Source organism: Siphonobacter sp. SORGH_AS_0500, from assembly GCF_031453245.1.
Lineage (GTDB): Bacteria > Bacteroidota > Bacteroidia > Cytophagales > Spirosomataceae > Siphonobacter.
Window position 1 is genome coordinate 32208 of the sequence record NZ_JAVIYT010000006.1, and the last position, 22242, is coordinate 54449.

At 43.8% G+C, this 22242-nt stretch carries 17 protein-coding genes; 12 read left to right on the forward strand and 5 right to left on the reverse strand.

Annotation, left to right across the window (positions count from 1 at the left end):
- Positions 1-4: 4 nt before the first annotated feature.
- Positions 5-1807 carry a histidine kinase gene (locus QE357_RS21805; RefSeq protein WP_309712392.1) on the reverse strand — a complete coding sequence of 601 codons (1803 nt, stop codon included), beginning with the start codon at positions 1805-1807 and terminating at the stop codon, positions 5-7.
- A gap of 194 nt (positions 1808-2001) precedes the next feature.
- Between QE357_RS21805 and QE357_RS21810 the strand changes: the two genes are divergently transcribed.
- From QE357_RS21810 to QE357_RS21820, 3 genes are all read left to right on the forward strand, one after another.
- The gene (locus tag QE357_RS21810) at positions 2002-3369 is read left to right on the forward strand and encodes a sigma-54 dependent transcriptional regulator (RefSeq protein ID WP_309712395.1); all 1368 of its coding nucleotides are present in this window, start codon (positions 2002-2004) and stop codon (positions 3367-3369) included.
- A 19-nt stretch (positions 3370-3388) separates the two neighbouring features.
- Positions 3389-3760: a nuclear transport factor 2 family protein gene (locus QE357_RS21815; protein WP_309712398.1), complete on the forward strand. Its 372-nt coding sequence runs from the start codon at positions 3389-3391 to the stop codon at positions 3758-3760.
- 259 nt (positions 3761-4019) lie between these two features.
- Positions 4020-4541, forward strand: coding sequence for a hypothetical protein (locus tag QE357_RS21820; protein ID WP_309712400.1), 522 nt, complete (start codon positions 4020-4022; stop codon positions 4539-4541).
- 52 nt (positions 4542-4593) lie between these two features.
- Here the strand turns inward: QE357_RS21820 and QE357_RS21825 are convergent, their stop codons facing one another.
- On the reverse strand, positions 4594-5022 hold the full coding sequence (locus QE357_RS21825; RefSeq protein WP_307143918.1) for a response regulator: 429 nt from the start codon (positions 5020-5022) through the stop codon (positions 4594-4596).
- Positions 5023-6135: 1113 nt separating this feature from the next.
- On the opposite strand from QE357_RS21825, the gene QE357_RS21830 reads away from it, so the two are divergent.
- Positions 6136-6855 carry a hypothetical protein gene (locus QE357_RS21830; protein WP_309712405.1) on the forward strand — a complete coding sequence of 240 codons (720 nt, stop codon included), beginning with the start codon at positions 6136-6138 and terminating at the stop codon, positions 6853-6855.
- A gap of 337 nt (positions 6856-7192) precedes the next feature.
- Here QE357_RS21830 and QE357_RS21835 read toward each other — a convergent pair whose 3' ends face one another.
- On the reverse strand, positions 7193-7375 hold the full coding sequence (locus QE357_RS21835) for a hypothetical protein (RefSeq protein ID WP_307143916.1): 183 nt from the start codon (positions 7373-7375) through the stop codon (positions 7193-7195).
- A 64-nt stretch (positions 7376-7439) separates the two neighbouring features.
- Here QE357_RS21835 and kdpA point away from each other — a divergent pair, with 64 nt between their 5' ends.
- The 6 genes from kdpA to QE357_RS21865 all read left to right on the forward strand — a co-directional run bounded on the left by kdpA (position 7440) and on the right by QE357_RS21865 (position 16540).
- On the forward strand, positions 7440-9176 hold the full coding sequence (gene kdpA, locus QE357_RS21840) for a potassium-transporting ATPase subunit KdpA (protein ID WP_309712408.1): 1737 nt from the start codon (positions 7440-7442) through the stop codon (positions 9174-9176).
- Positions 9177-9264: 88 nt separating this feature from the next.
- Positions 9265-11310, forward strand: a complete 2046-nt coding sequence (kdpB, locus tag QE357_RS21845; protein ID WP_309712411.1) for a potassium-transporting ATPase subunit KdpB — start codon at positions 9265-9267, stop codon at positions 11308-11310.
- Positions 11311-11345: 35 nt separating this feature from the next.
- Positions 11346-11891: a K(+)-transporting ATPase subunit C gene (locus tag QE357_RS21850; protein ID WP_309712415.1), complete on the forward strand. Its 546-nt coding sequence runs from the start codon at positions 11346-11348 to the stop codon at positions 11889-11891.
- A 416-nt stretch (positions 11892-12307) separates the two neighbouring features.
- Complete coding sequence (locus QE357_RS21855) at positions 12308-13366, forward strand: porin (RefSeq protein WP_309712418.1); 1059 nt, start codon at positions 12308-12310, stop codon at positions 13364-13366.
- Positions 13367-13727: 361 nt separating this feature from the next.
- Positions 13728-14837 (forward strand): universal stress protein, encoded by a 1110-nt coding sequence (locus QE357_RS21860; protein WP_307143911.1) that lies wholly within the window; start codon positions 13728-13730, stop codon positions 14835-14837.
- Positions 14834-16540 (forward strand): ATP-binding protein, encoded by a 1707-nt coding sequence (locus QE357_RS21865; protein ID WP_309712423.1) that lies wholly within the window; start codon positions 14834-14836, stop codon positions 16538-16540. The genes QE357_RS21860 and QE357_RS21865 overlap by 4 nt, the downstream gene beginning before the upstream one ends.
- Positions 16541-16845: 305 nt before the next feature.
- On the opposite strand, the gene QE357_RS21870 is transcribed toward QE357_RS21865, so the two are convergent.
- Complete coding sequence (locus tag QE357_RS21870) at positions 16846-18597, reverse strand: SGNH/GDSL hydrolase family protein (protein ID WP_309712428.1); 1752 nt, start codon at positions 18595-18597, stop codon at positions 16846-16848.
- Between the two features lie 294 nt (positions 18598-18891).
- Between QE357_RS21870 and QE357_RS21875 the strand changes: the two genes are divergently transcribed.
- Together QE357_RS21875 and QE357_RS21880 are read left to right on the forward strand one after the other, a co-directional pair.
- Positions 18892-19305: a hypothetical protein gene (locus QE357_RS21875; protein ID WP_307143905.1), complete on the forward strand. Its 414-nt coding sequence runs from the start codon at positions 18892-18894 to the stop codon at positions 19303-19305.
- Between the two features lie 161 nt (positions 19306-19466).
- Positions 19467-20765, forward strand: a complete 1299-nt coding sequence (locus tag QE357_RS21880; RefSeq protein WP_309712432.1) for an MFS transporter — start codon at positions 19467-19469, stop codon at positions 20763-20765.
- Here the strand turns inward: QE357_RS21880 and QE357_RS21885 are convergent.
- On the reverse strand, positions 20762-22189 hold the full coding sequence (locus QE357_RS21885; RefSeq protein WP_309712435.1) for an amino acid permease: 1428 nt from the start codon (positions 22187-22189) through the stop codon (positions 20762-20764). The genes QE357_RS21880 and QE357_RS21885 overlap by 4 nt on opposite strands.
- Positions 22190-22242 lie beyond the last annotated feature (53 nt).

Sequence of the window (22242 nt, forward strand, 5' to 3'; positions counted from 1 at the left end):
ACGATTAAATATTTTTCAACTGGATCGTCAAATCAACCCGAAACGCTTGTTCATCCGACTCTATTTGTAAGGTATGCTGAGCAGGATACATCAACTCCAGACGCTTGCTCACATTACTTAAGCCAATCCCAGATTTTTCCTGTAATATCGTTTTAGGCACAATGGTATTAGCTAACTGCATGGCTAACTCTTGCTCATTGACACTGATTTTCAGACAAATCCAACACGGAGCGTCCGTTCTGATGCCATACTGAAACGCATTTTCAACAAAGGGAATCAATACTAACGGAGCTATTTCTTTAGGAGGAATGTACGAAGGAAATTCAACCTGAAGGTCAATATCGGCATCCGTAGGTAACCTTTTTCGCTGAAATCTGATGTACTCATCAATAAAATGAATTTCTTCCGCAATCGGCACCTTAGTTTGTCCATCGGTTTGTTGTACATAGTCCATTAAACTTATTAATTGTTGCAAACTTTCCTCCGTTGCAGTTCCTTTTAACTCCCCTTCTATGCCTAATAAACCCTGCAATAGCGTTAACAAATGGCTATTACTCTCCTGCTTTTTCTGTTCTTTCAATTGCTTTTCCAGATTTTTAGACTGGGAAATCCACATAAGGGATGTATAGATGATAGCGGTAATTACGTAGGGAATAATACTAGTAACGCATATGACTACAACACTTCGAATGATTCCTACATAGAAATCTACATTTATTTCCTTCTCCCAAACATACTTCAAATCAGATCCAGGTAAAGATGGAAGTGCATAAGGTGATTTCGTTCGTATTAACCAGGTATTGAGCTCATTTTGAATATTCATAATAATCGAATAAAACACAGCTAAAATGAATAAACCTAAAACATACAATGGCAACTTATAAAATATCGTATTTCTATTTAAATTAGTAAACCAGACCGGTTTAAAAACTTTTTTAAAGTGCACTAAAGTAAAAATTGAAAAAAGAATAGCACTAGCCAAAGCTCCCTGAGGATTCAATATCATTTTAACCCAAGTATGAGCAATAAAATTTGCCTTTTGGGGGTCGCTAGAAAAAAAAGAAATAAGCAAAGAATGAATAAAGGCTAATGTTCCAATAGCAATGGAAACAATGTATAGTATTGTATTTTCGGAATAGGTAACCGTTTTATAATCAGACTCTTTCAGAACTTTCTTTCTGGCTTGCAAAGCCATATGCTGGATTAAGTCAGCAAAAGTATCCAATCTATCTTTTATAGCCTGCCCATAAATTGTGTTGAGTGCATTGTATAAAAAGTGTGGATTAATCTGAGATTTCAGCAAAAAAAGCTCTGATTGTCGATTAGCTATGTACAGTTCTCTCTTTCTATAATAACTATCCACTAATAAGTAAAAAAAGCCTAAGCTTATAAAAAATATGGCAAATTTCATCAAGCCAACTAGCAACATGCTCCTTTCGGGACCGCTATGCAAAGCCCGATTAAACATGGCTATATTCTTTTTAAAATCAATGAGGTTATTTAAATATTGTTTAACGTCAGTACTTTCCTGATTTCCTATGATTAAATCAATAAATATACTTAGACCTAATATACTAATAAATAATAGTAATTTATATAAAGTGGTTTTATTAAAATTATTGATAAAAATAGGTTTAATGAACAACTGATAGCTCAACAAACCCATGGAACAATAGAATAGACTAAACAGCCCGTATTTTATATAAAAGTACAGTTGATGCTCTATATACTTTGCAAAATTAAAAAACAATAGCAACAAGCTAAGTTGGGCAATAAAAACGGTTTGGTGTCTGGGTAAGCCGATCATGTTCTTGTCATAAATGGTTCAGTGACAAAAGAAGTGCCCTGAATTCGTCCCTAAAAATAAATGGGATAAAGCCATAGATTGGTGGGGTAAATGCATGAATCTTTTCATGTAAAGGTAAATGCCACAACCACGACGAATGAAAGTATACTTGCCAGATCATTAAAACTGCCCTTGACAATACTCTATATTTGGCGATGGCTTTACGTACAGCCATTGCCACTATTTGTATGCAAACCAAAATTCTGCTGGTAGACGATGAAACCCGGCTTAGAAATTTACTGGCCCGTCTGCTTCGATTAGAAGAATATGAAGTACTAGAGGCTGAAAATATTCAGTCGGGCTTAACCTTGCTTCAACTCCATCCAACGATTAAAGTAGTCTTACTGGACGTTCGACTTCCTGATGGAAATGGGCTGGAAACGGTTCCCAAAGTGAAACAGATTAATCCATCTGCCGAGATTTTATTACTTACTGCGTACGGAACGATTCCTGATAGTGTACAGGCCATAAAAAATGGGGCATTCGATTACCTGGTTAAGGGCGATGACAACGATAGAATTATCACCCTGGTTTCGAAGGCAGTCGAGAAAGCGAACCTGCAATTCAGAATTCGTGAACTGGAAAATCAGGTCAGCGAAAAACTCATTTCATTGGAAGATATTCAGGGAGAATCACCGGCAATTCTTAGGGCAAAAGAATTGGCTCGAAAAGTTTCTCATACCGATACGACCGTTTTGTTAATTGGAGAAACGGGCACGGGAAAAGAACTCTTTGCCCAGGCCATCCATCGCGAAAGTAATCGTCGGACTAAAACCTTTCTGGCCATCAACTGTGGGGCTTTTTCTCGGGAATTACTGGAAAGCGAACTGTTTGGCCACCGGGCCGGAGCTTTTACCGGAGCCACCAAAGATAAAAAAGGGCTCTTCGAAGAGGCTAACGGCGGTACGTTGTTTCTGGATGAAATGGGCGAAATGTCACTGGATCTTCAGGCTAAACTGCTACGGGTGCTGGAAAACAGGGAGTTTTTACGAGTGGGTGACACAAAACCTACGCAGGTGAATGTACGCATCATTGCAGCTACCAATCGGGACTTGTTAAAAGAAAGTCAGGAGGGGCATTTCCGGGCAGATTTATATTACCGCCTTTCCGTTTTTCAGATGGATTTGCCTCCCCTTCGCGAACGGCTTAGTGATTTACCGATCCTGGCACAGGGACTTGCTCAAAGTTTATCTCGCCGCTTACGAATCCCCTTTCAAACGATAGAACCTGATTTTTTAAAACAATTGAGTCAACATAACTGGCCGGGCAACATACGAGAGCTTCGAAACGTAATTGAACGGGCTTTAATTCTATCAGATACTGGCTTATTAAAAGCAGAAACGTTACCTTTCCATACGCAAAATCAGTCAATCGATTCTTTTGAACTTTCAGTGATCGAGCAGCAACATATCAGGAAAGTTCTTCAACATACAAAAGGTAATAAAACCGAAGCAGCCCGATTATTAGGCATTGGTTTAACCACCTTATACCGAAAAATTGAAGAGTACCAGTTGAATGAATAACCCCTTTATTACGACAGTTATGAACAAAGAATTGATTGAAAAGTACATTGAGGCTTACAATTCCAAGAACGTACCCGGCATGATTGCTCTCCTGGAAGATGATGTTCTGTTTGAGAATGTTTCCAACGCTTCTGAAGGCATAACAACGCATACTAAAGTCGAATTTGAACGCCTAGCGGTGCAATCATTAGCCTACTTTTCGGAGCGAAAACAAACCATTCGATTTATAACTGAATCCCAGAATTCCATAGCTATTGAAATTGATTACCAGGCAACTTTTGCTGCCGACTTTCCAGATCCTACCAAAGCAGGACAACAACTGAACCTTCGGGGAGTTAGTGTTTTCGAAATAAAGGAAGGCAAGATTACCCGAATTAGTGACTATAGTTAGACAATACTAATGTAAGCTATCCTTCACTCACTCTGCGTAACAAGCTTGGAAGTAACGACAGATGGGAACCTGTCTTAGGGCAGGAACGAGATGGGATCTCGTTCCTGAGTAGTTATAAAAGAAAAGAGAGATCCAGTATGGTCTCTCTTTTCTTTTAGGATCTTATTCTTAGACCGCCTCTTCCAATAGTAAACAAGTTATTTACTATCAATAGCTTAGCTTGATTTCCGCTATGCCTTAGGCAACTACTCATTTTATTATGAAACACTTTTTCTTTCTATTCACATTGTTTTTTAATCCCTCCGTTGCTTTAGCTCAACAGAGTCTGAAATTTGAATCTACCCTAGCAGTAGAATACTTTCATCATTTAACCACTATGCTACAAGTAGACCCTGGCCCTGGCTGGAAAGGCTATTATCTACCGAAAGACAGTCAGGGATTCAAGATTACCTCTATCAACGGAATCGTTAAGAATCAATCTTTGCATATTGGTTTAGGACTTAGTTACGCCAGACTTGCTCAAATTGATGGAGCTTTGGCTTTTGTGGATATGCGTTTTGACTTCAGTAAAAAACGACTGGCTCCTTATTTCTATCTCAATCCCGGTTATTCTCATTTCTGGAATCAGTACGAGGGCGGAACGGGTTCATTTAACTGGGAAAATGGTCTGGGTGCACGTTACCGCATCAGAGGCAAAAGTAGTGTACTGGCCAGTGTCGGCCTGGCTATTATGCAACAAGGGAGTATGTTTCTAACAACAAAAGTGGGCTATACCTTTTAATATTCGGAAATGTCTACCTAAGCTTCAGAAAATTTCTGAAGCTCTTGCTTTATTAGGTAGGTAAATTACTCGGATGCAGGCAGCTTTTCCAGTAATTGTAAATAGTTTGAATCTGCTCTTTTAACTCTATGAACGAACTTCCTTTTCGGTAAAATCCCTGTATCATTTGCTGGTAAGCTTCGTCAATTAGTTTGGCATTCGCAGCTGTTGTAAAAAATATGAAAGGGATAGATTTTTTCTTTAATTCTTCGTTTGAAATAAGATGCATATGTAACTCCAGCCCATTCATGATAGGCATATTGACGTCACAAATGATGAAGAAAGGTTGTTCTTCCGTAACCAGTAAATAATCAAGAGCAGCTTTTCCATTATTAAAAAACAAAAGCCTGTTTGTAATACCTAATTCATCAATTACTGACTGAATTAAGTATTGATCGTCTTCGTCATCTTCGACTGAAATGATTGGACCTTGCAAGGACATAATGATATTCTATTCTGTTTAAATGGGTTGCTTAAACATGTGTATGCTTAGGCAAATATAATTCAAATCCACTTTCTAAACAGCATTATTGATTCGGTATGAGATTAATTATTATTGATTAGATAAGTTATTTTTTAAATACTCAAGTATTTCTACTTTATAGGTATTTAGTTACATACAAGGTTACTAGTAATTTTTACAGTTATCATGCCTACATTTGACTTTTAAATCTAGAAAGCCTGTCCAGATTCCGAACAGGCTTTTGTATAATAGCGTTTAAACCGCCAGGATTAAACACTGAGTTAATAAATCCAGGGGCCTAAATTATAGGCACCCTCTAGTTTCTGCAAATCACATCCTATCTAAAGTCAATATTTATCGACCAAACGAATAATAACGTATACCCATATGGTTAGTATTACGTATAATATCAAAGGTTAGCATTTATTCCCTAGTAGCATTCACATTAGAATTGATTTAAATAAAGATATTCTTACAAATTGTTTCCGTGATTACACGATAAACCCTAACCGGAACCCAGTCAGGGTTTATGATAACTTAAAGTCTGTACAAATCTCACTAGAGAGCCCTACAAACTCCAAGTGTTTACGATGTTAATATGAGGCATATATTTTATAAATTCAAACTAAAACCTTTTTTGTTTGGTCGTTCTGTTACAATTAGTATGTCATTTAACCATCTAATATTTAAGCATTAATAGCTATGCATTCTCCCCCTCAGTTGGTACCTAGTTATTCTTTTGACCTAATTATTGGCATCATTACCATACGCTCAGAAAATAAATAAAATTCTTCTGTTCTTATTGATATAAACGTTATGCTTTTAATGGATTAGTGTGGTGATCTCAATAGTCAATAAGTGCTATCAGATAACTTTATTTGACAGCTATAAATCCCCCATAAAATTAAAAAATCGGGTAGGTTAGGTATTTATACAAGTCAAAATTAGCATTATCACTTATCCATTAATTTAATTTGTGGTAACAATACTCAAAATTACCTTAAGCAACGAATCCATTTGCGAAAAAGTAAGTTATCTGTCTACGGATAGACCCTTCTACTGGTACTCGGTTTGTCTTGAAAACTAGATTTTATGTTGGGATTATTACTTTCCTTTTCCAGCCTGATTTTTTCGCCACCTCCTAATCTGACTGATCTGAGGCGGGAAGATTCGCTTAAGCCTTCTCCTGTCAGAGCCGTCTTTAACCTGGATTCGAGAAGCTCCTTTATTGAACATCAACCCGTTAACATTTGGGGAGTAAACGCGGGTATTTCCTTTGGGGCTAAACGTAACCAGCTCACGCTGGGTTATTACTGGATGAATTATGCCACCTACATGCGTCTGATTAACTGGCGAAAGGAAGCTGCCCACCGTATTAATCTGGACTATTATACGCGTACCGATTTATGGTTTGCGAGTCTGCTTTACTGGTGGAATCTCAAGAATAGCAAACGCTGGATGATTAGTATTCCTATGGAAGTGGGTGGAGGGTTAGCCTATGCCATCCCGCATGATTTAAAAAGCGACGTGCCGATTGATCGTACGACCCGTCATTTCTTTGCTCCCGTTCAAATGGGGATGTACGTTCAGTGGAAAGCTACCCGTTGGGTAGGTTTTGGCATTCAGGGGGGGTATCGCTATTCTGTTTTCCAGACTGATATAAATCAGCATTTCAACGGAACGTATTACAGTTTTGGAATGACCATCTACCCTACCTTTCTGAAAGATTCCTGGCGTTTTTTAAAATATAAAGACCGCATTTCTCCTTTTCACCCACCCCGCCCACGCAATAAATCAACGGTTCCTCAGTAGATAGTCTTCATCTGCATTGTTAGAGCAATCCATCCTTTCCCTGCTTTTTACCGACTTTCACGAACGGGCACTTGCCCTCAGATTGGTATTTGCGTTTTCCAACTAACGCAGTCCATTCGTACCTATGGATTGTTGACTTCGACTGGTTCATTAGAGGTCACGCTTCAATTCTTCTCCAAGCGTTTTTCCTGCGTTTTAAGCCCCTGTTACGTGAGATTCGAAAGCGAATTGATTTCCCTCTCCATCGTCCACCCTTCCAAAATGAAAAACTGACCTTTTCAAAATGAAAGACCGATAAGGATCAATGCTTCAACCAATTCTCTTATCTATCTGATTTTCAATAATATATAAACACTTTTTCAAGTTGGCACGGGGCTTGAATAAATACAGACGTACAAACATTTTTCCCATGCTCATCACCATCGCATATCTTCTGGCTGGCCTGCTCTGCTTCGGGCTTTTCTTCAAATCCGTCGACTATTTCGAAAAAATCTGACGCCATGTTTATCGCACTTTTCATACTGTCGCTACTGGTTTTTGCTTACATGATTTACGTCCTGCTGAAACCCGAAAATTTTTAAGAAATGAATTCTGAACTTCTGGGCATCGGTCTTATTTTTCTCATTACCCTTGTCCTTTCTATACCTCTGGGTCGTTACATGGCCCGGGTTTACGCCGGGGAACGCACCTTTCTGGATCGTATTTTAGGTCCTCTTGAGCGACTATTCTTCCGAATTTCTGGCATTGACTCTCTTCGGGAAATGACTTGGAAAGAGCACTTAAAAGCTTTGCTAACCATTAATCTCATCTGGTTTTTCTGGGCCATGTTTGTGTTAATGAATCAAAGCTGGCTGCCCTGGAATCCCGACGGTAACCCTGATATGACCGCCGACCTGGCCTTTAACACGGCGATTAGCTTTCTGGTTAACTGCAACCTGCAACACTATTCCGGCGAAACGGGCGTGTCTTACTTTAGTCAGATTTTTTGTCTGAATTTCCTTCAGTTCGTTTCTGCGGGCACGGGTATGGCGGCAGCAGTCATTGTCTTTAAAGCCATTCGTGACCGTCAGACTACTCAATTAGGTAACTTTTATGATTTCTTTCTGAAATCCTGTACGCGGGTATTGTTACCGCTTTCACTCATCGTAGCAGCGATTCTGGTGTTTAACGGAACACCCATGAACACCGCCGGGAAAGCCTCTTATGTTTCGATGCAGGGCGATAGCATGCAGGTATCGCAAGGACCAGCCGCGGCCATGATTGCCATCAAACACATAGGTACTAACGGGGGCGGTTACTTCGGCGTAAACTCTGCTCACCCCCTCGAAAACCCCAATTACTTGACCATGGTCGTTGAGCTCATTGCTCAAACGGTTATTCCTCTGGGGATGATTTTTGCTTTGGGTTATTACATCCGAAACCGCCGATTCAGTTACATGGTCTTTGGCGTAATGACGCTTGGATTTCTCCTCTTGCTGGCTTCAGCCATTTACAGCGAAACACAGGGGAACCCTGCTATTGCACAAATGGGGATTAATCAGTCTGCGGGGGCAATGGAAGGAAAAGAAGTTCGGTTTGGTACCGTGGCCTCGGCTTACTGGAGTATCATTACTACCGTTATCTCTACGGGTTCGGTTAACGCCATGCATGACAGCACCATGCCGCTATCCGGGATGGCCGAATTATTGAGCATGATGACTAATGCGTTTTACGGAGGTTGCGGCGTCGGCATTCTGAACTTTTACATATTCATTATTCTAGCCGTATTCATTTCGGGATTGATGGTGGGTAGAACGCCAGAATTCATGGGTAAGAAAGTAGAAGGTCGGGAGATGAAAATCGCCATGATTGTGGCCCTCCTTCACCCCCTGTTAATCATGGCAGGTACCGCCATCGCTAGTTACCTTGCGGCCAACGACGTAAACATGGGCTGGTGGTACCTCAATGCCCAAGGACAACCCAACACCGCCACGGCCTGGCTGAATAACCCCGGATTTCACGGTTTTTCAGAAATGCTTTACGAGTATACGTCCTCGTCAGCTAACAACGGTTCGGGCTTTGAGGGTTTGGGAGATAACAACCCATTCTGGAATATCACTACAGGTATCTGCCTGATTTTCAGTCGGTTCATTCCCATCATTGGGCCCGTAGCCATTGCCGGATTGCTTGGTTCCAAGAAATACATTCCAGAGTCGGCCGGAACCTTACGCACCGACACTGGAACGTTTGGTATCATGGTCTTCGCCGTCATCGTCATCCTGGCTGCTCTGGCCTTCTTCCCAGCCCTAGCCCTCGGACCTTTAGCTGAATATTTCTCTTAGTTTACAGTCTTCGGTTTACCGTTTTCAGTGGATAAAAATTGGAAACCGTAAACTGGAAACTGAAAACAGTAAACTGAAAACTAATCTCATGAACAATTCCACCCGGTTGTTTGAGCCTGCTTTGGTTCAGACTGCCATCCGGCAGGCTTTCATTAAACTTAATCCCCGCGTCCAGTTTCGTAATCCGGTTATGTTTACCGTTGAGCTGGGTACAGTGGTGATGCTGCTGGTGACTCTATACATTGCCGCTACGGGCGACCAAAGTCAGGGATCGCTGGCTTACAACCTGATTGTGTTTGTAGTTTTATTATTGACCTTGCTCTTTGCCAACTTTGCCGAAGCCCTGGCCGAAGCACGGGGCAAAGCTCAAGCCGACAGCTTACGAAAAACCCGCGAAGAAACCCCCGCCCGGCTCATCCAGCCCCTGGGTGAAATGTACGTCGGAGAAATCAAAACGGTTCCTTCGTCTCAACTGCGAAAAGGGGACGTCTTTCTGTGTGAAGCAGGAGACATCATTCCATCCGACGGTGAAATCATTGAAGGGATTGCCACCATCGACGAATCGGCCATTACGGGAGAATCGGCTCCGGTTATTCGGGAATCCGGCGGGGATCGTTCCAGCGTGACGGGTGGAACAAAAGTGCTTTCCGATCAGATTAAAGTGCTAGTGACGACTGAACCGGGCGAGAGCTTTCTCGATAAAATGATTGCTCTGGTCGAGGGAGCTTCCCGCCAGAAGACTCCTAACGAGATTGCCCTGACCATTCTGCTGGCAGGATTTACGCTGGTTTTCGTCATTGTTTGTATTACCCTGAAACCCTTCGCCGATTACGCCCAAACCCCCATTCCCATTGCAGCCTTCATCTCGCTGTTCGTTTGTCTGATTCCTACAACGATCGGGGGTTTATTATCCGCAATTGGTATTGCCGGAATGGATCGGGCCTTACGGGCCAATGTCATTACCAAATCCGGCAAAGCGGTAGAAACTGCTGGAGATGTAGATACCTTGTTGTTGGATAAAACCGGCACTATCACGCTGGGCAATCGCCGGGCTACGCATTTCTGGCCCGCTACGGGCATTAGTGAACAATCGTTCATCGAAACAGCTCTGCTTTCTTCGCTGGCGGATGATACCCCTGAAGGTAAATCTATTGTCGAACTCGCCCAGCAAAAGGGTAGTAAAGCAAGTTTACCCGAAGGAGTTGAACTCATTCGCTTTACCGCCGAAACCCGTTCCTCGGGCGTTAACCTTCCTTCTGGACTACGGATTCGGAAAGGAGCCCAGGATTCGATCCGCAATCTGGTCACTCGTCAGGGAAATGCCGTTCCGGCAGACATGAGTGATCGCGTAAAAGCCATTGCTCAAAATGGCGGAACTCCGCTGGTGGTAGCCCAGAATGAAGAAGTTCAGGGAGTGATCGAATTACAGGACATTATTAAACCCGGCATGCAGGAACGCTTTGATCGACTGCGGAAAATGGGGGTAAAAACGGTAATGGTCACGGGCGATAACCCCTTAACAGCCGAATACATTGCCAAAAAAGCGGGCGTTGACGACTTTATTGCCGAAGCCAAACCCGAAGATAAAATGCAGTACATCCGCATGGAACAGGCCAATGGTAAGTTGGTAGCCATGATGGGTGACGGTACTAATGACGCCCCCGCCCTGGCTCAGGCCGATGTAGGAGTAGCCATGAACTCGGGTACGCAAGCCGCCAAAGAGGCGGGGAACATGGTCGATTTAGACAATGATCCAACCAAGCTGATTGAGATTGTAGAAATTGGGAAGCAGTTATTAATGACTCGCGGCACGTTAACGACCTTTTCTATTGCTAACGACGTAGCCAAATATTTTGCGATTGTTCCAGCCTTATTCATTCTCAGCATTCCCGGACTGCAAAGCCTGAATATCATGCACTTGCATAGTCCAGAATCGGCCATTCTCTCTGCCGTCATCTTTAATGCGATTGTCATTCCCATGCTGATTCCACTGGCTCTAAAAGGTGTGGCGTATAAACCCATCGGTGCCAGTGCCCTACTCCGCCGCAATTTGTTCATCTACGGTTTAGGCGGAATCATTATTCCTTTCATCGGTATCAAATTATTAGACCTGGCTGTTTCCGTTTTCTTTTAATACATGGATGAGCAGCTATTTAAATATGAAATTTTATGAAAACGCATCTGTTTCCAGCTCTCAAACTTACCCTGCTTAGTGTTGTTTTTTTCAGCGTAATCTATCCGGCAGTCGTTTGGGGCATTGCTCAGTTAAGTCCGACTAAGGGTAACGTAGCCTGGTTTGAACACAAGGGCAAGGTCGTTGGAGCAAAGCTCATCGGACAATCTTTTACTCAGGATCAGTATTTCCAGAGTCGGCCATCGGCAGCGGGTTATAATGCTGCAAGTTCAGTCGGCTCCAACAAAGGCCCGACGAATGCTGATTACCTGAAAGAAGTTCAGGCTCGCATTGATACTTTTCTGGTACATAACCCAGGTATTCAGAAAAACCAGATCCCGGCGGATTTGGTAACGGCTTCGGGTTCGGGCCTTGATCCTGACATTAGTGTGCAGGGAGCTTTGGTGCAAATTCCACGCATCGCCCGTATTCGTCACATTTCCGAAGAACAGCTTCAACAATTAGTAAAAATCCACACTCAGAGGTCATTCGTTGGGGGTGTTGAAACGGTCAATGTCCTTGCTCTCAATGCGGCTTTATAGGAGAAGGTTGGGAGTTGAGGGGGTTATGTTTAGGGTTTAGGGTTTAGGGTTTAGGGGTTTGGGGTTTGGGGTTTGGGGTTTGGGTTTAGAGTTTTGGGGTTTGAGTTGCTATTAGTTGCTATTAATAGAATTCTCTCCATGCCGCTGCCAGCGTGGCCCGACCAGCTTTTCCGCTGGCAGCAACCACCCAGGACTTTGTAAAAACTTCCTAATCCCTACTCAACGCAGCCGCTGCAGGCGTGGCCCGACCACCGTGGCCCGACCAGCAACCACCCAAGGCTTTGCAAAAACCTCCTAATCCCTACTCAACGCAGCCGCTGACAGCGAAAAAGCTGACTGAACCACTGAGGAAACCTTCTCCCGACTTCTACACAAAATCTGAAAAACACAGTTTATAGTATTACATCACTTTATTCATGAAAACCATTCTTACTGCTCTATTTGTCAGTGCATTTGCCAGTACTATTCATGCTCAGACTGATTCTACCAAAGCCCTAACCGTCAGCGGTTATGCAGAGGTATATTATGGGTATGATTTCAACCGTCCGGCCAATCATACCATGGACGGTTTCCTCTACAATTATAACCGCCATAATGAATTCAATTTAAATTTGGGCTTCGTAAAAGCGGCCTATCAAACCGATCGCGTTCGCGGAAACATAGCCCTGATGGCTGGGACGTATGCTCAGTATAACCTCGCCGCCGAGCCTGAGTTACTGCGTCACGTTTACGAGGCGAACATCGGCGTAAAACTGGCTAAAGATTTCTGGCTGGACGCCGGGATCATGCCTTCTCACATTGGTTTTGAAAGTGCCGTTGGCAAAGACAACTGGACGCTAAGCCGAAGTTTACTCGCCGAAAATTCTCCTTATTACGAAACCGGGGCTAAACTTTCCTACACTAGCGGGAAATGGTCTTTCTCCGGACTGGTTCTCAATGGCTGGCAACGCATTCGTCGGGTAGACGGCAATCAGACGCCCGCGTTTGGCTGGCAGGTGCAATACAAGCCATCGGATCGGATAACGCTGAATTCCAGCAGTTTCATTGGGAATGACAAACCGGACTCAACCCGGCAGATGCGTTACTTTCATAACTTCTATGGCATTTTTCAACTCAGCTCAAAAGTTGGCCTGATCGCCGGATTTGACAGCGGCTGGCAGCAGTCGGCTAAGGGTTCAAACGATCTGAATTTCTGGTATTCTCCCGTAGCTATCCTGCGGTATGTCATTACTGATGCTTTTTCACTGGCGGCCCGGGCCGAGTATTACCAGGACAAAAAAGGCGTTATCATCACCGCTCCAGCTCCGTTTAAAGTGTATGGATTTTCAATCAATGCTGACTATAAAGTAAGCCAGGAAGTATTGGTTCGACTGGAAGCTCGGCAGTTAACCAGCTCCGAAGACTTATTTCAAAAAAATGGTACGTATACGAATACCAATACCAGCGTGAAAACCGCCCTTTGCATCGCCTTATAACGAACTATTTTAACCGTGGAGACGCGATTGATCGCGTCTGGGTATAGGCCGACTATGGATTTGATGAAGAGACGAGTTAGGTTTCCCTTAACTGGATCTCAGCCAGACGCTATAATTCGCGTCTCTACATAAAAAGATACACTTGCTCTTCGCAGTCGCTCGATTCTGCCGAGTGGCAAAATGAACATAGGCCTTTGGTAGGATAGTATTGAAAAACATTGGAATCTGGCAAACATTGGTTTGTCTACGGTTTAGCAAACGACAAAGCCGAGCGACTGTAGGGTAATCTAAATCGCTTGTTAATCAGACAAACGTTGCCTCTACCCAGACGGAATCCATCGCGTCTTTACCTATTACAATCATGGAACCGAATACCAGCCATTTTCTGGAACTCATTCAAAAATCCCGACGTGGGAAATTCAAAATTTACATTGGAATGAGTGCCGGTGTAGGGAAAACCTACCGAATGCTTCAGGAAGCACATGCTCTGCACCGGAATGGTCTGGATGTTCGCATCGCCTTTGTTGAAACCCATCGGCGGTCAGAAACCGAGGCCCTGGTGGAGGGCCTTCCTTTATTACCCCGTCGAAAAGTTTTTTACAAGGGCAAAGAGCTCGACGAAATGGATTTACCCGCCGTGCTGGCGGCTCATCCCCAATTAGTAGTAGTCGATGAGTTAGCTCACACGAATATTCCCGGCAGCAAGAACGAAAAACGCTGGCAGGATGTGCTAGAAATTCTGGATCAGGGGATTAGCGTTATCTCAGCGGTTAACATCCAACACCTGGAAAGCCTTAACGAAGCCGTTGAACGCATTTCGGGCGTGTCGATTACTGAACGTATTCCCGATCATTTATTACGGTTAGCGGACGAAATTGTCAACATCGACCTTACCGCCGATGAGCTCATTACCCGCCTCCGCGAAGGGAAAATTTATCAGCCTGACAAAGTAGAACAGGCCCTTCGTAATTTCTTTCAACCCGAAAAAATCCTGCAACTGCGGGAACTGGCCTTACGGGAAGTGGCGACTCAGGTAGAGCGAAAAATTGAAAAAGAGTTACCCGGTACCTTCGAGGCGGAGCGTTTTTTAGCCTGTGTTAGTTCTTCCGACCAAACCGCCCGTAAAATTATTCGCAAAACCGCCCGGCTGGCCTCGTATTACAATGCCCAGTGGTATGTGTTATACGTACACACGCCCCGCGAAAACCAGAATAATATTTCCCTGGCCTTACAGCGACATTTGATTAATAACTTCAAACTCGCCACCGAACTGGGGGCTGAAATTATTCAGATTCATGATCCGGACATTGCCCAAACCATAACTGCTACCGCCGAAAAATACAAAGTAACAACCATTTGTATCGGCAAGCCTCATCTGAACCTCTTCCAGGTTATCTTGCGTACCAACGTTTTTAATCGACTGCTGAAAGAACTTAGTGCGTCGGACATCGATTTGATTATTTTATCATGAAACTCAAGGTTAAATTATCGCTGGGCTTATGGTTTCTGTTTCTGGTAAGCGGGGCCCTAGGAGTGCTGGGCGTTTACTTTTTGCGGGAATTAGCCCAGGATTCGCAGGACATCATCAAGGCTAATTACGAGTCGCTTACGTATGTCGATGAACTAAGTTCGGTGATTGATGCTCAGGAAATGAAATCATCTATTCCTGACTTTCAACAATTTGAATCTTTATTAAAACGGCAGGAAAAGAACGTTACCGAGCTGGGCGAACGAGATTTAACCCGGCAAATCAGGCTGGGCTATGAGCAATGGAAAAGGGATACTTCCCAATTTCAGTACTTAAAGAACCTTCGCCTACCCCTGCATCGCATTGCAGAATTAAACCGAGAAGCCATTTTCAGAAAAAGTGAAACGGCTCGGGAAACTGCCGATTCAGCCCTTTTATTACTCACCTGCATCGCCACTTTTTGTTTGCTCGTCACCTTTTCATTTGCCGTTAATTTTCCTTCCTTTATCGCCAATCCCATTCGGGAATTAACGCAGAAAATCAAGGAAGTAGCCGCCCGCAATTATTCCACACGACTAGGTTTTCGTTCCGACGATGAATTTGGCGAGCTGGCCGAGGCCTTTAATACCATGGCCATTAAACTCGATCAATGGGAAAACAGTAATCTGGCGAAAGTTCAGTTTGAAAAACGTCGCATCGAAACCGTCATTGCTTCCATGCCCGAAGCCATAATCGGCTTGGATGATCAACGTATTATCCTGTTTGTGAACGAGCTGGCTCTGGGATTATTAGGCATGAAAGAGTCCGATCTGGTTGGCAAGTATGCTCCCGACGTTGCCCTTCGTAACGATCTGTTGCGAACACTTTTGCAGGAAAAAGCGGAAGATTTACCCATTGTGGTGGATGGACAAGAGCAATATTTCAGCCGGGAAAAACAATCTGTCATCAATGGTACTACCGTTATTGGAGAAGTCATTGTCCTTAAAAACGTAACCCGTTTTCACCAACTCGATCAGGCAAAAACGCATTTTATTGCTACGGTGTCTCATGAATTAAAAACACCCATTTCCGCCATAAAAATGAGCTTACAGCTTCTCGGCGATCCCCGCATTGGTTCCCTTTCGGAAGATCAGCAACAGTTATTATCCAGTATTCAATCTGACACCCAGCGATTGCTCCGCATCACGGGAGAATTACTGGAACTGTCGCAGGTAGAAACGGGTAATATTCAACTGCAAATGGCTTCGGTAAATGTGCAGCAAATTGTACAGTTAGCTCAGGAAAGTATCCAGAGTACGGCTCAACAGCGTCACGTTACCATTCAAGTAAACCGTTCTGAGTCCCCCCTTTCCGTATATGCCGATGCTGAGAAAACAGCCTGGGTATTAATTAACTTTCTGACCAATGCCATCCGGTACAGTCCTGAGCAAAGCACCGTTGAAATCAACATTCAGCCGCTTGATTCCTGGGTTGAATTTCAGGTAAAAGATCAGGGTAAAGGTATTGAAGCGACGTACCTCAGCAAAATTTTTGACCGCTATTTTCAGATTCCAAACGGGCAGGGAAAAACAGGGACAGGTCTGGGACTAGCCATTTCCAAAGACTTTATCGAAGCTCAAAATGGATCCATCTCCGCCAAGAGTCAGGGTTTGGGTTATGGGAGTACCTTTGCTTTCCGATTGCCAAGAGTAACTTCCCAGAACTAATGAAATAATAATTGCCAGAGTCGCTTTAACAGAGGAATAAGTATATAGATATGAAATAGCAGACAGAGAAGCACTAGTATTGCCCAGGTATAAACGTTATACCACTTTATCGTCGTTTTTCTTTTGTGCATGGATAGATTTGTGGTTGGGTTAATTAAAGCTAATCCATGGCGGTGGGGACTTTAAAGATATGGTAGTTTTTCCATAGAAGATGAATTTTTTAATTATATAATTATCAGTAGCTTACTTTATAGCTAAAAATACCCAAAAATAGTCTATATATTTTTAGAGAAAGTTAGTGCTCCTTACTTGACGTTAAGTAATGGCACTAATTTCTCCGCCATTCGCTCGTAACCCGTTTCGTTGGGATGTAGCCCATCCGTAAAAAGTGTCTCATCAATTTTACCATTAGCAAGTAAAAGTGCCTTACCCGGTTGCGTAAATAACACTTGTTCATCGCCTGCCGCTTTTGCTAGCTGAAGATTTAATTCCTCCAGGCGACTTTCCTGGTTTCGACGCGGTAGGATGCCAATCAGTATAGTTCTTGCTTTCGGCTGTTTTCGCCGAATGGCCTGTATCAAAAACCGGAGGCCTTCCACAATCTCTTCATTTGTGTTCCATTCCAGGTTATTGGTACCAATCATTACCGCCACTGTGTGGGGCTTATAACCGTCCAATTCACCGTGATACACCCGCCAGAGCACATTTTCAATCCGGTCCCATCCAAAACCAAGATTCTGAACCCCTAAAGGCTCCATGTATTTAATCCAGGTTTTAGGACCATTGGAACGTTCGCTCAGCGGTTCTCCTCCCCAGAAATGTGTGATGGAATTTCCCAGAAAAACGATCGGTGGTTTCTTTTGCTTCAACCGCTTCAAAATAGCCCGATGGCGAGTTTCATAATTATAAAAATCACGACTTTGGGGAATGGGCCTCGTCGTAGAAATACTGCCTTGCGGTTCATTCCAAATCATACGAATTTTTCGCTGGTAAGCATCCGCGTAGGCCTGCATGCCTAAATCGGAAGGGTGCGTTCCATCCACCATCGCATCGTTACTCAGATTAATCTCGGATTTTGACAACAGATATAATCCCTCAGGAAAACTGGCTTTCAATTCCTGATAAGCTTCCTGTAAAATCGCATTTACCTGAACGACATACTCATTTCGAAGCGGGTTCATGCCCGCATCCGAATAACCCGCGTGTTCGACTACTAATACGGGCACTTGGGGGTGCTTCTGTTTCAACACCTTCACCGATTCCACAATTCTCTTTCTGATTTCTTCGGGAGCAATCCCCACACTGGCCACCAGATTAGGCAAGCAGTCCAGCACAAACAGCCGGGCATCGATTTCATTCACATAGTGCAGTACCTCTTTCTCCAGTCGTCCATTTCCCGAAAAACCCAGGTTAATAAGCGGATGGTCCAATTGCCGTTCGAGAATTGAGGTCCAGGCCATGCCGGGACGGGATGCACAGGCTCCCTGAGCAATGGAAGTGCCGTATACCACCACCGGCTTTTCTTCTCTCAAGGCCAGCGGCGTTAACTTTTCCTGTTCAGGAACACCAATTTCCAGCCATTCTACCGAATTATAAAGGGGCAGATATAACCTAAACTCCTGCCCTTTAGCCACGCTTTTGAGGTTTGAAAATTGATAGGTAATGGTATCTCCAAAGGTGTATTTCCCACCACACCAGGCAAAAGCTCCATGCGGATCACGGGCGTATAAATCCACTCCACTAACCCCTGTAGCGGGCATGTGCGGCAAACCCGGCTGCTTTTTACCTACGGTATACCTGACCGTAATTTGGGTAGCATTACTAATAAAGCGAATGAACATTCCCGCCGATTGTCGCGATAAATCCCAAACGGGCGGACGGACCTCTTTTTCAGCCGAAGCAGGTAAACGATCGTAGAACTTCTGTAGCCCCTTAGACCAGCCCTGGCCTTCAATCACTGGAAATGAATGACTGGCTGGATTCCACCAGGAAATTTTAGACTGAGCCTGAACGGCAAGGTTGAAAAACAGAAGTAAGACTAAGGAAATTTTATGCATAGAAATCAAAAGTCAATCGTAAAAATTACCTCAAACCGATCAAAATAAATGCGAACGTTTATTCTTAGAGTCTCCAATTTTAGCAATATCTAATCATTTATCAATGAAAATAGCTCAACGCGATGTCATTTATCGAGCAAACACTACCATTCATCGAATAAATACCTTACCGGCTTCAATTATACACAAGTTTGTATTACATACTCGCTAATCACTCCGCTTATGCTCCGCCATTTCTTACTTATCACGCTAGTATTAACTTGTTTCATAAGCTCTGCCGTACCTCCCAGAGAAATGCATTTGCCTTTCGGAATGAAGTTCGGAATGAACGCTCAAGAGCTGACTCAGGTACTTGGTAAAAAAGTTATTTCAGAGTCTAAGGATGAGTCAATCGAGTATAAAGGAGTTGTATACCAGAATCGACCTGCGATCCTGAAAAGTTATTTCAAAAACAACCAGCTTTATATGGTTTCTATTGAAATGCAGGCGAAGACAGATATACAAGCGGATTTTAACCAATGCAAGCAGGAGTTAAGTACGCATTATGGCCAAGCATCTAAAGAGTCCGGTTTTGATGCTCGTTTACAAGCCGCTACCTGCCAGTGGAATTATAAAAACGGCTTTTCTACATTAGTATTAGCAGATCAAACTCTTGAGGTTTTTTTTGTAGATACTTCTGATGTATTGACTGCACAGGTTACTCATTAGACATTCCCCCTTTTATTGCTATACGAAGCCAGTAAGAAACCTCTTACTGGCTTTTTTGTGCTCTTTACTCTCCATGCCTTTGATTAATTTGAGGCTTAAGTGACTACCTTAGTGTTCCTAGTACTCAAACTTTATAGATTTTACAGACTTCCCTGAGCCTTATGTCATCTTTAACGCAAGAAAAACCCAACCTCAAAACTCAGCTGAAATCCATTGTCGGAGGGTCTATCGGCAACATGATAGAGTGGTACGACTGGTACGCTTACTCGGTATTTTCGCTGTATTTTGCCGGATCATTTTTCCCGAAAGACAACGAAACTGCTCAGTTATTAAATACGGCTGGAATTTTCGCCATCGGCTTTCTCATGCGACCCGTTGGCGGCTGGATTATGGGAGCCTATGCGGATCGTAAAGGTCGGAAGGCGGCTTTAACCCTTTCGGTTTTATTAATGAGTGCGGGTTCATTAATGATCACGTTTGTACCGAATTATGAGAAAATTGGCCTCGCAGCTCCGCTCATTCTCGTGTTAGCCCGAATGATTCAGGGTATCAGTATTGGCGGCGAATACGGCACTGCCGCCACGTACTTAAGCGAAATGGCTCCGCCTCATCAGCGGGGATTTTATTCCAGTTTTCAGTACGTATCAACCACGATGGGTCAGTTAATTGCCTTGGCAATCCTATTGGTGTTGCAACGATTTTTATTGACCGAACAACAACTCAGCGACTGGGGCTGGCGAATTCCCTTTGGGATTGGAGCTATTCTGGCCGTGTCAGCGATATACCTAAGAAAAGAAATTTCCGAGACCGATTCGTTTCAACAAACACACGTCAAAGCCGAACAGCGGGGTACATTCAAAGAATTGCTACGCTACAAACGCGAATCTTTGCTGGTGGTGGGGTTTACTATTGGCTTAACCGTAGCCTATTATACGTTCACTACGTATATGCAGAAATTTCTGGTAAACACGGCGGGCTTCAGCAAAAACGAATCCACTACAATTACCGTCATAACCCTCATTTTATTCATGCTCGTACAGCCCTTATTTGGGGCATTAGGCGATAAAATTGGGCGTAAGCGACAAATGATTATTTACGGCAGCATTGGGGTTTGTACCAGCATTCCGATTTTAACCTGGCTCGGTGAAACGCAGAATTTCTGGATGGCCACGGGATTAATTACCCTTGCTTTGCTCATTACCAGTTTATGCACGTCGATTTCGGCCATTATTAAGGCCGAAATGTTCCCAGCGAACGTGCGTTCGCTGGGGGTTAGTTTTCCGTATGCTCTGGCCGTTGCTCTTTTTGGCGGAACCGCCGAATACGTGGCTTTACTTTTCAAAAATGCAGGTCACGCCCATTGGTTTTACTGGTATCTGACGGGCTGTCTGGCCGTTTCGCTGATCGTCAGCATTAACATGCGGGATACTGAGAAACACTCGCAGATGAGCGAATCCTAACGTACGGCATCTCTTTTCAGTACGAAGTAATAAACCGGAATTCCCAGTAAGATGATTCCCAAACCTGGTAAGGTGTATTCTGCTTCAAAAATCAGTAATAAGACGGCCAGGGTTGTTGCCACCACCACATAAATAGCGGGCAAAAAAGGGTAACCAAACGCCTTGTAGGGACGGGCCATATCGGGCCTTTTTATTCGCAGAATGTAAATTCCCAGAATCGTCAGAATATAGAATAGCAATACCCCAAAAATAACCAGAGCCAGCAGGCGGTTATACTCGCCCGTCAGGCATAACAAACTCGCCCAGGCACACTGAATCCAGAGGCTGTAGGCGGGTACCTGCTTTTCGTTTAATGTTCCAGCCTTCTTGAAAAACAGACCGTCTTTTGCCATGGTATAATACACACGAGCCCCCGAAAGGATCAGTCCGTTATTACAACCAAAGGTCGAAATCATGATCATAATTGCGATGGCAATGGTGCCGCCTGAGCCAAAAATGTAATCGGCAGCCACCACCCCTACCCGGTCATTCGGAGCAAAGGCAATCTCTTTCAACGGCACTACTGCCAGGTACATCACATTGGTAGACATGTACACAACGGTTACGATGATCGTACCCAGCAGTAGACTTAGTCCAATGTTTCGTTGAGGATTTTTTACTTCCCCGGCAATGGAAGTGATAGAGTTCCAAGCATCGCTGGAGAACAACGTACCCTTCATTGAAATCGCGATGGCTCCCCAGAAAGCCAGCCCGGTAAGAGCCGTTTGCTGAAACTGACCATTGTCCAGCGTAAGGTTGGAAAGCGTCCAGGCGTTCTGCCAGTTTTGCTCCCAGATTTCAGCTTTTGCCCCCCAGATAAAACCGGCAATAGTTAATCCAATGAGTGAAATAATTTTGACACTGGTCAGAAATGTCTGGAGGAATACACCATTTTCAACGCCACGGCTATTAATATACGTCAGCAAAACAATAGTAATAATAGCCACTAGCTGAGCGGCCGAAAACTGAAAACTTCCTAAAGCAAAAAGGATCTGTTTTTCACTAAAAGCCGGAATGAGATAGGCCGTAAATTTGGCGAACGCGACTCCAACGGCGGCAATCGTTCCGGTTTGAATAACCGTAAAAAAAGCCCAGCCGTAGAGAAAGCCGATTAGGGAGTTGTAAGCTTCCCGCAGGTAAACGTACTGCCCGCCCGCACCAGGAAACATGGCCGCTAATTCGCCGTAACTTACGGCAGCGATAATGGTAACCAGCCCCGCCAGTAACCACATAGACAACATCCAGCCCGCCCCGCCGACGCTACGGGTAATTTCGGCACTTACAATAAAAATTCCCGAACCGATCATCGATCCGGCCACGACCATCGTCGCATCTACTAATGTTACCCGAGGCTTAAAGCCGTTTTCGTTTGTTTGTGAAGTCATTCGTACAGTAAAGGCTCAATGGTTAAGCTGATTTTTCAAATCAAAGTCTTTCT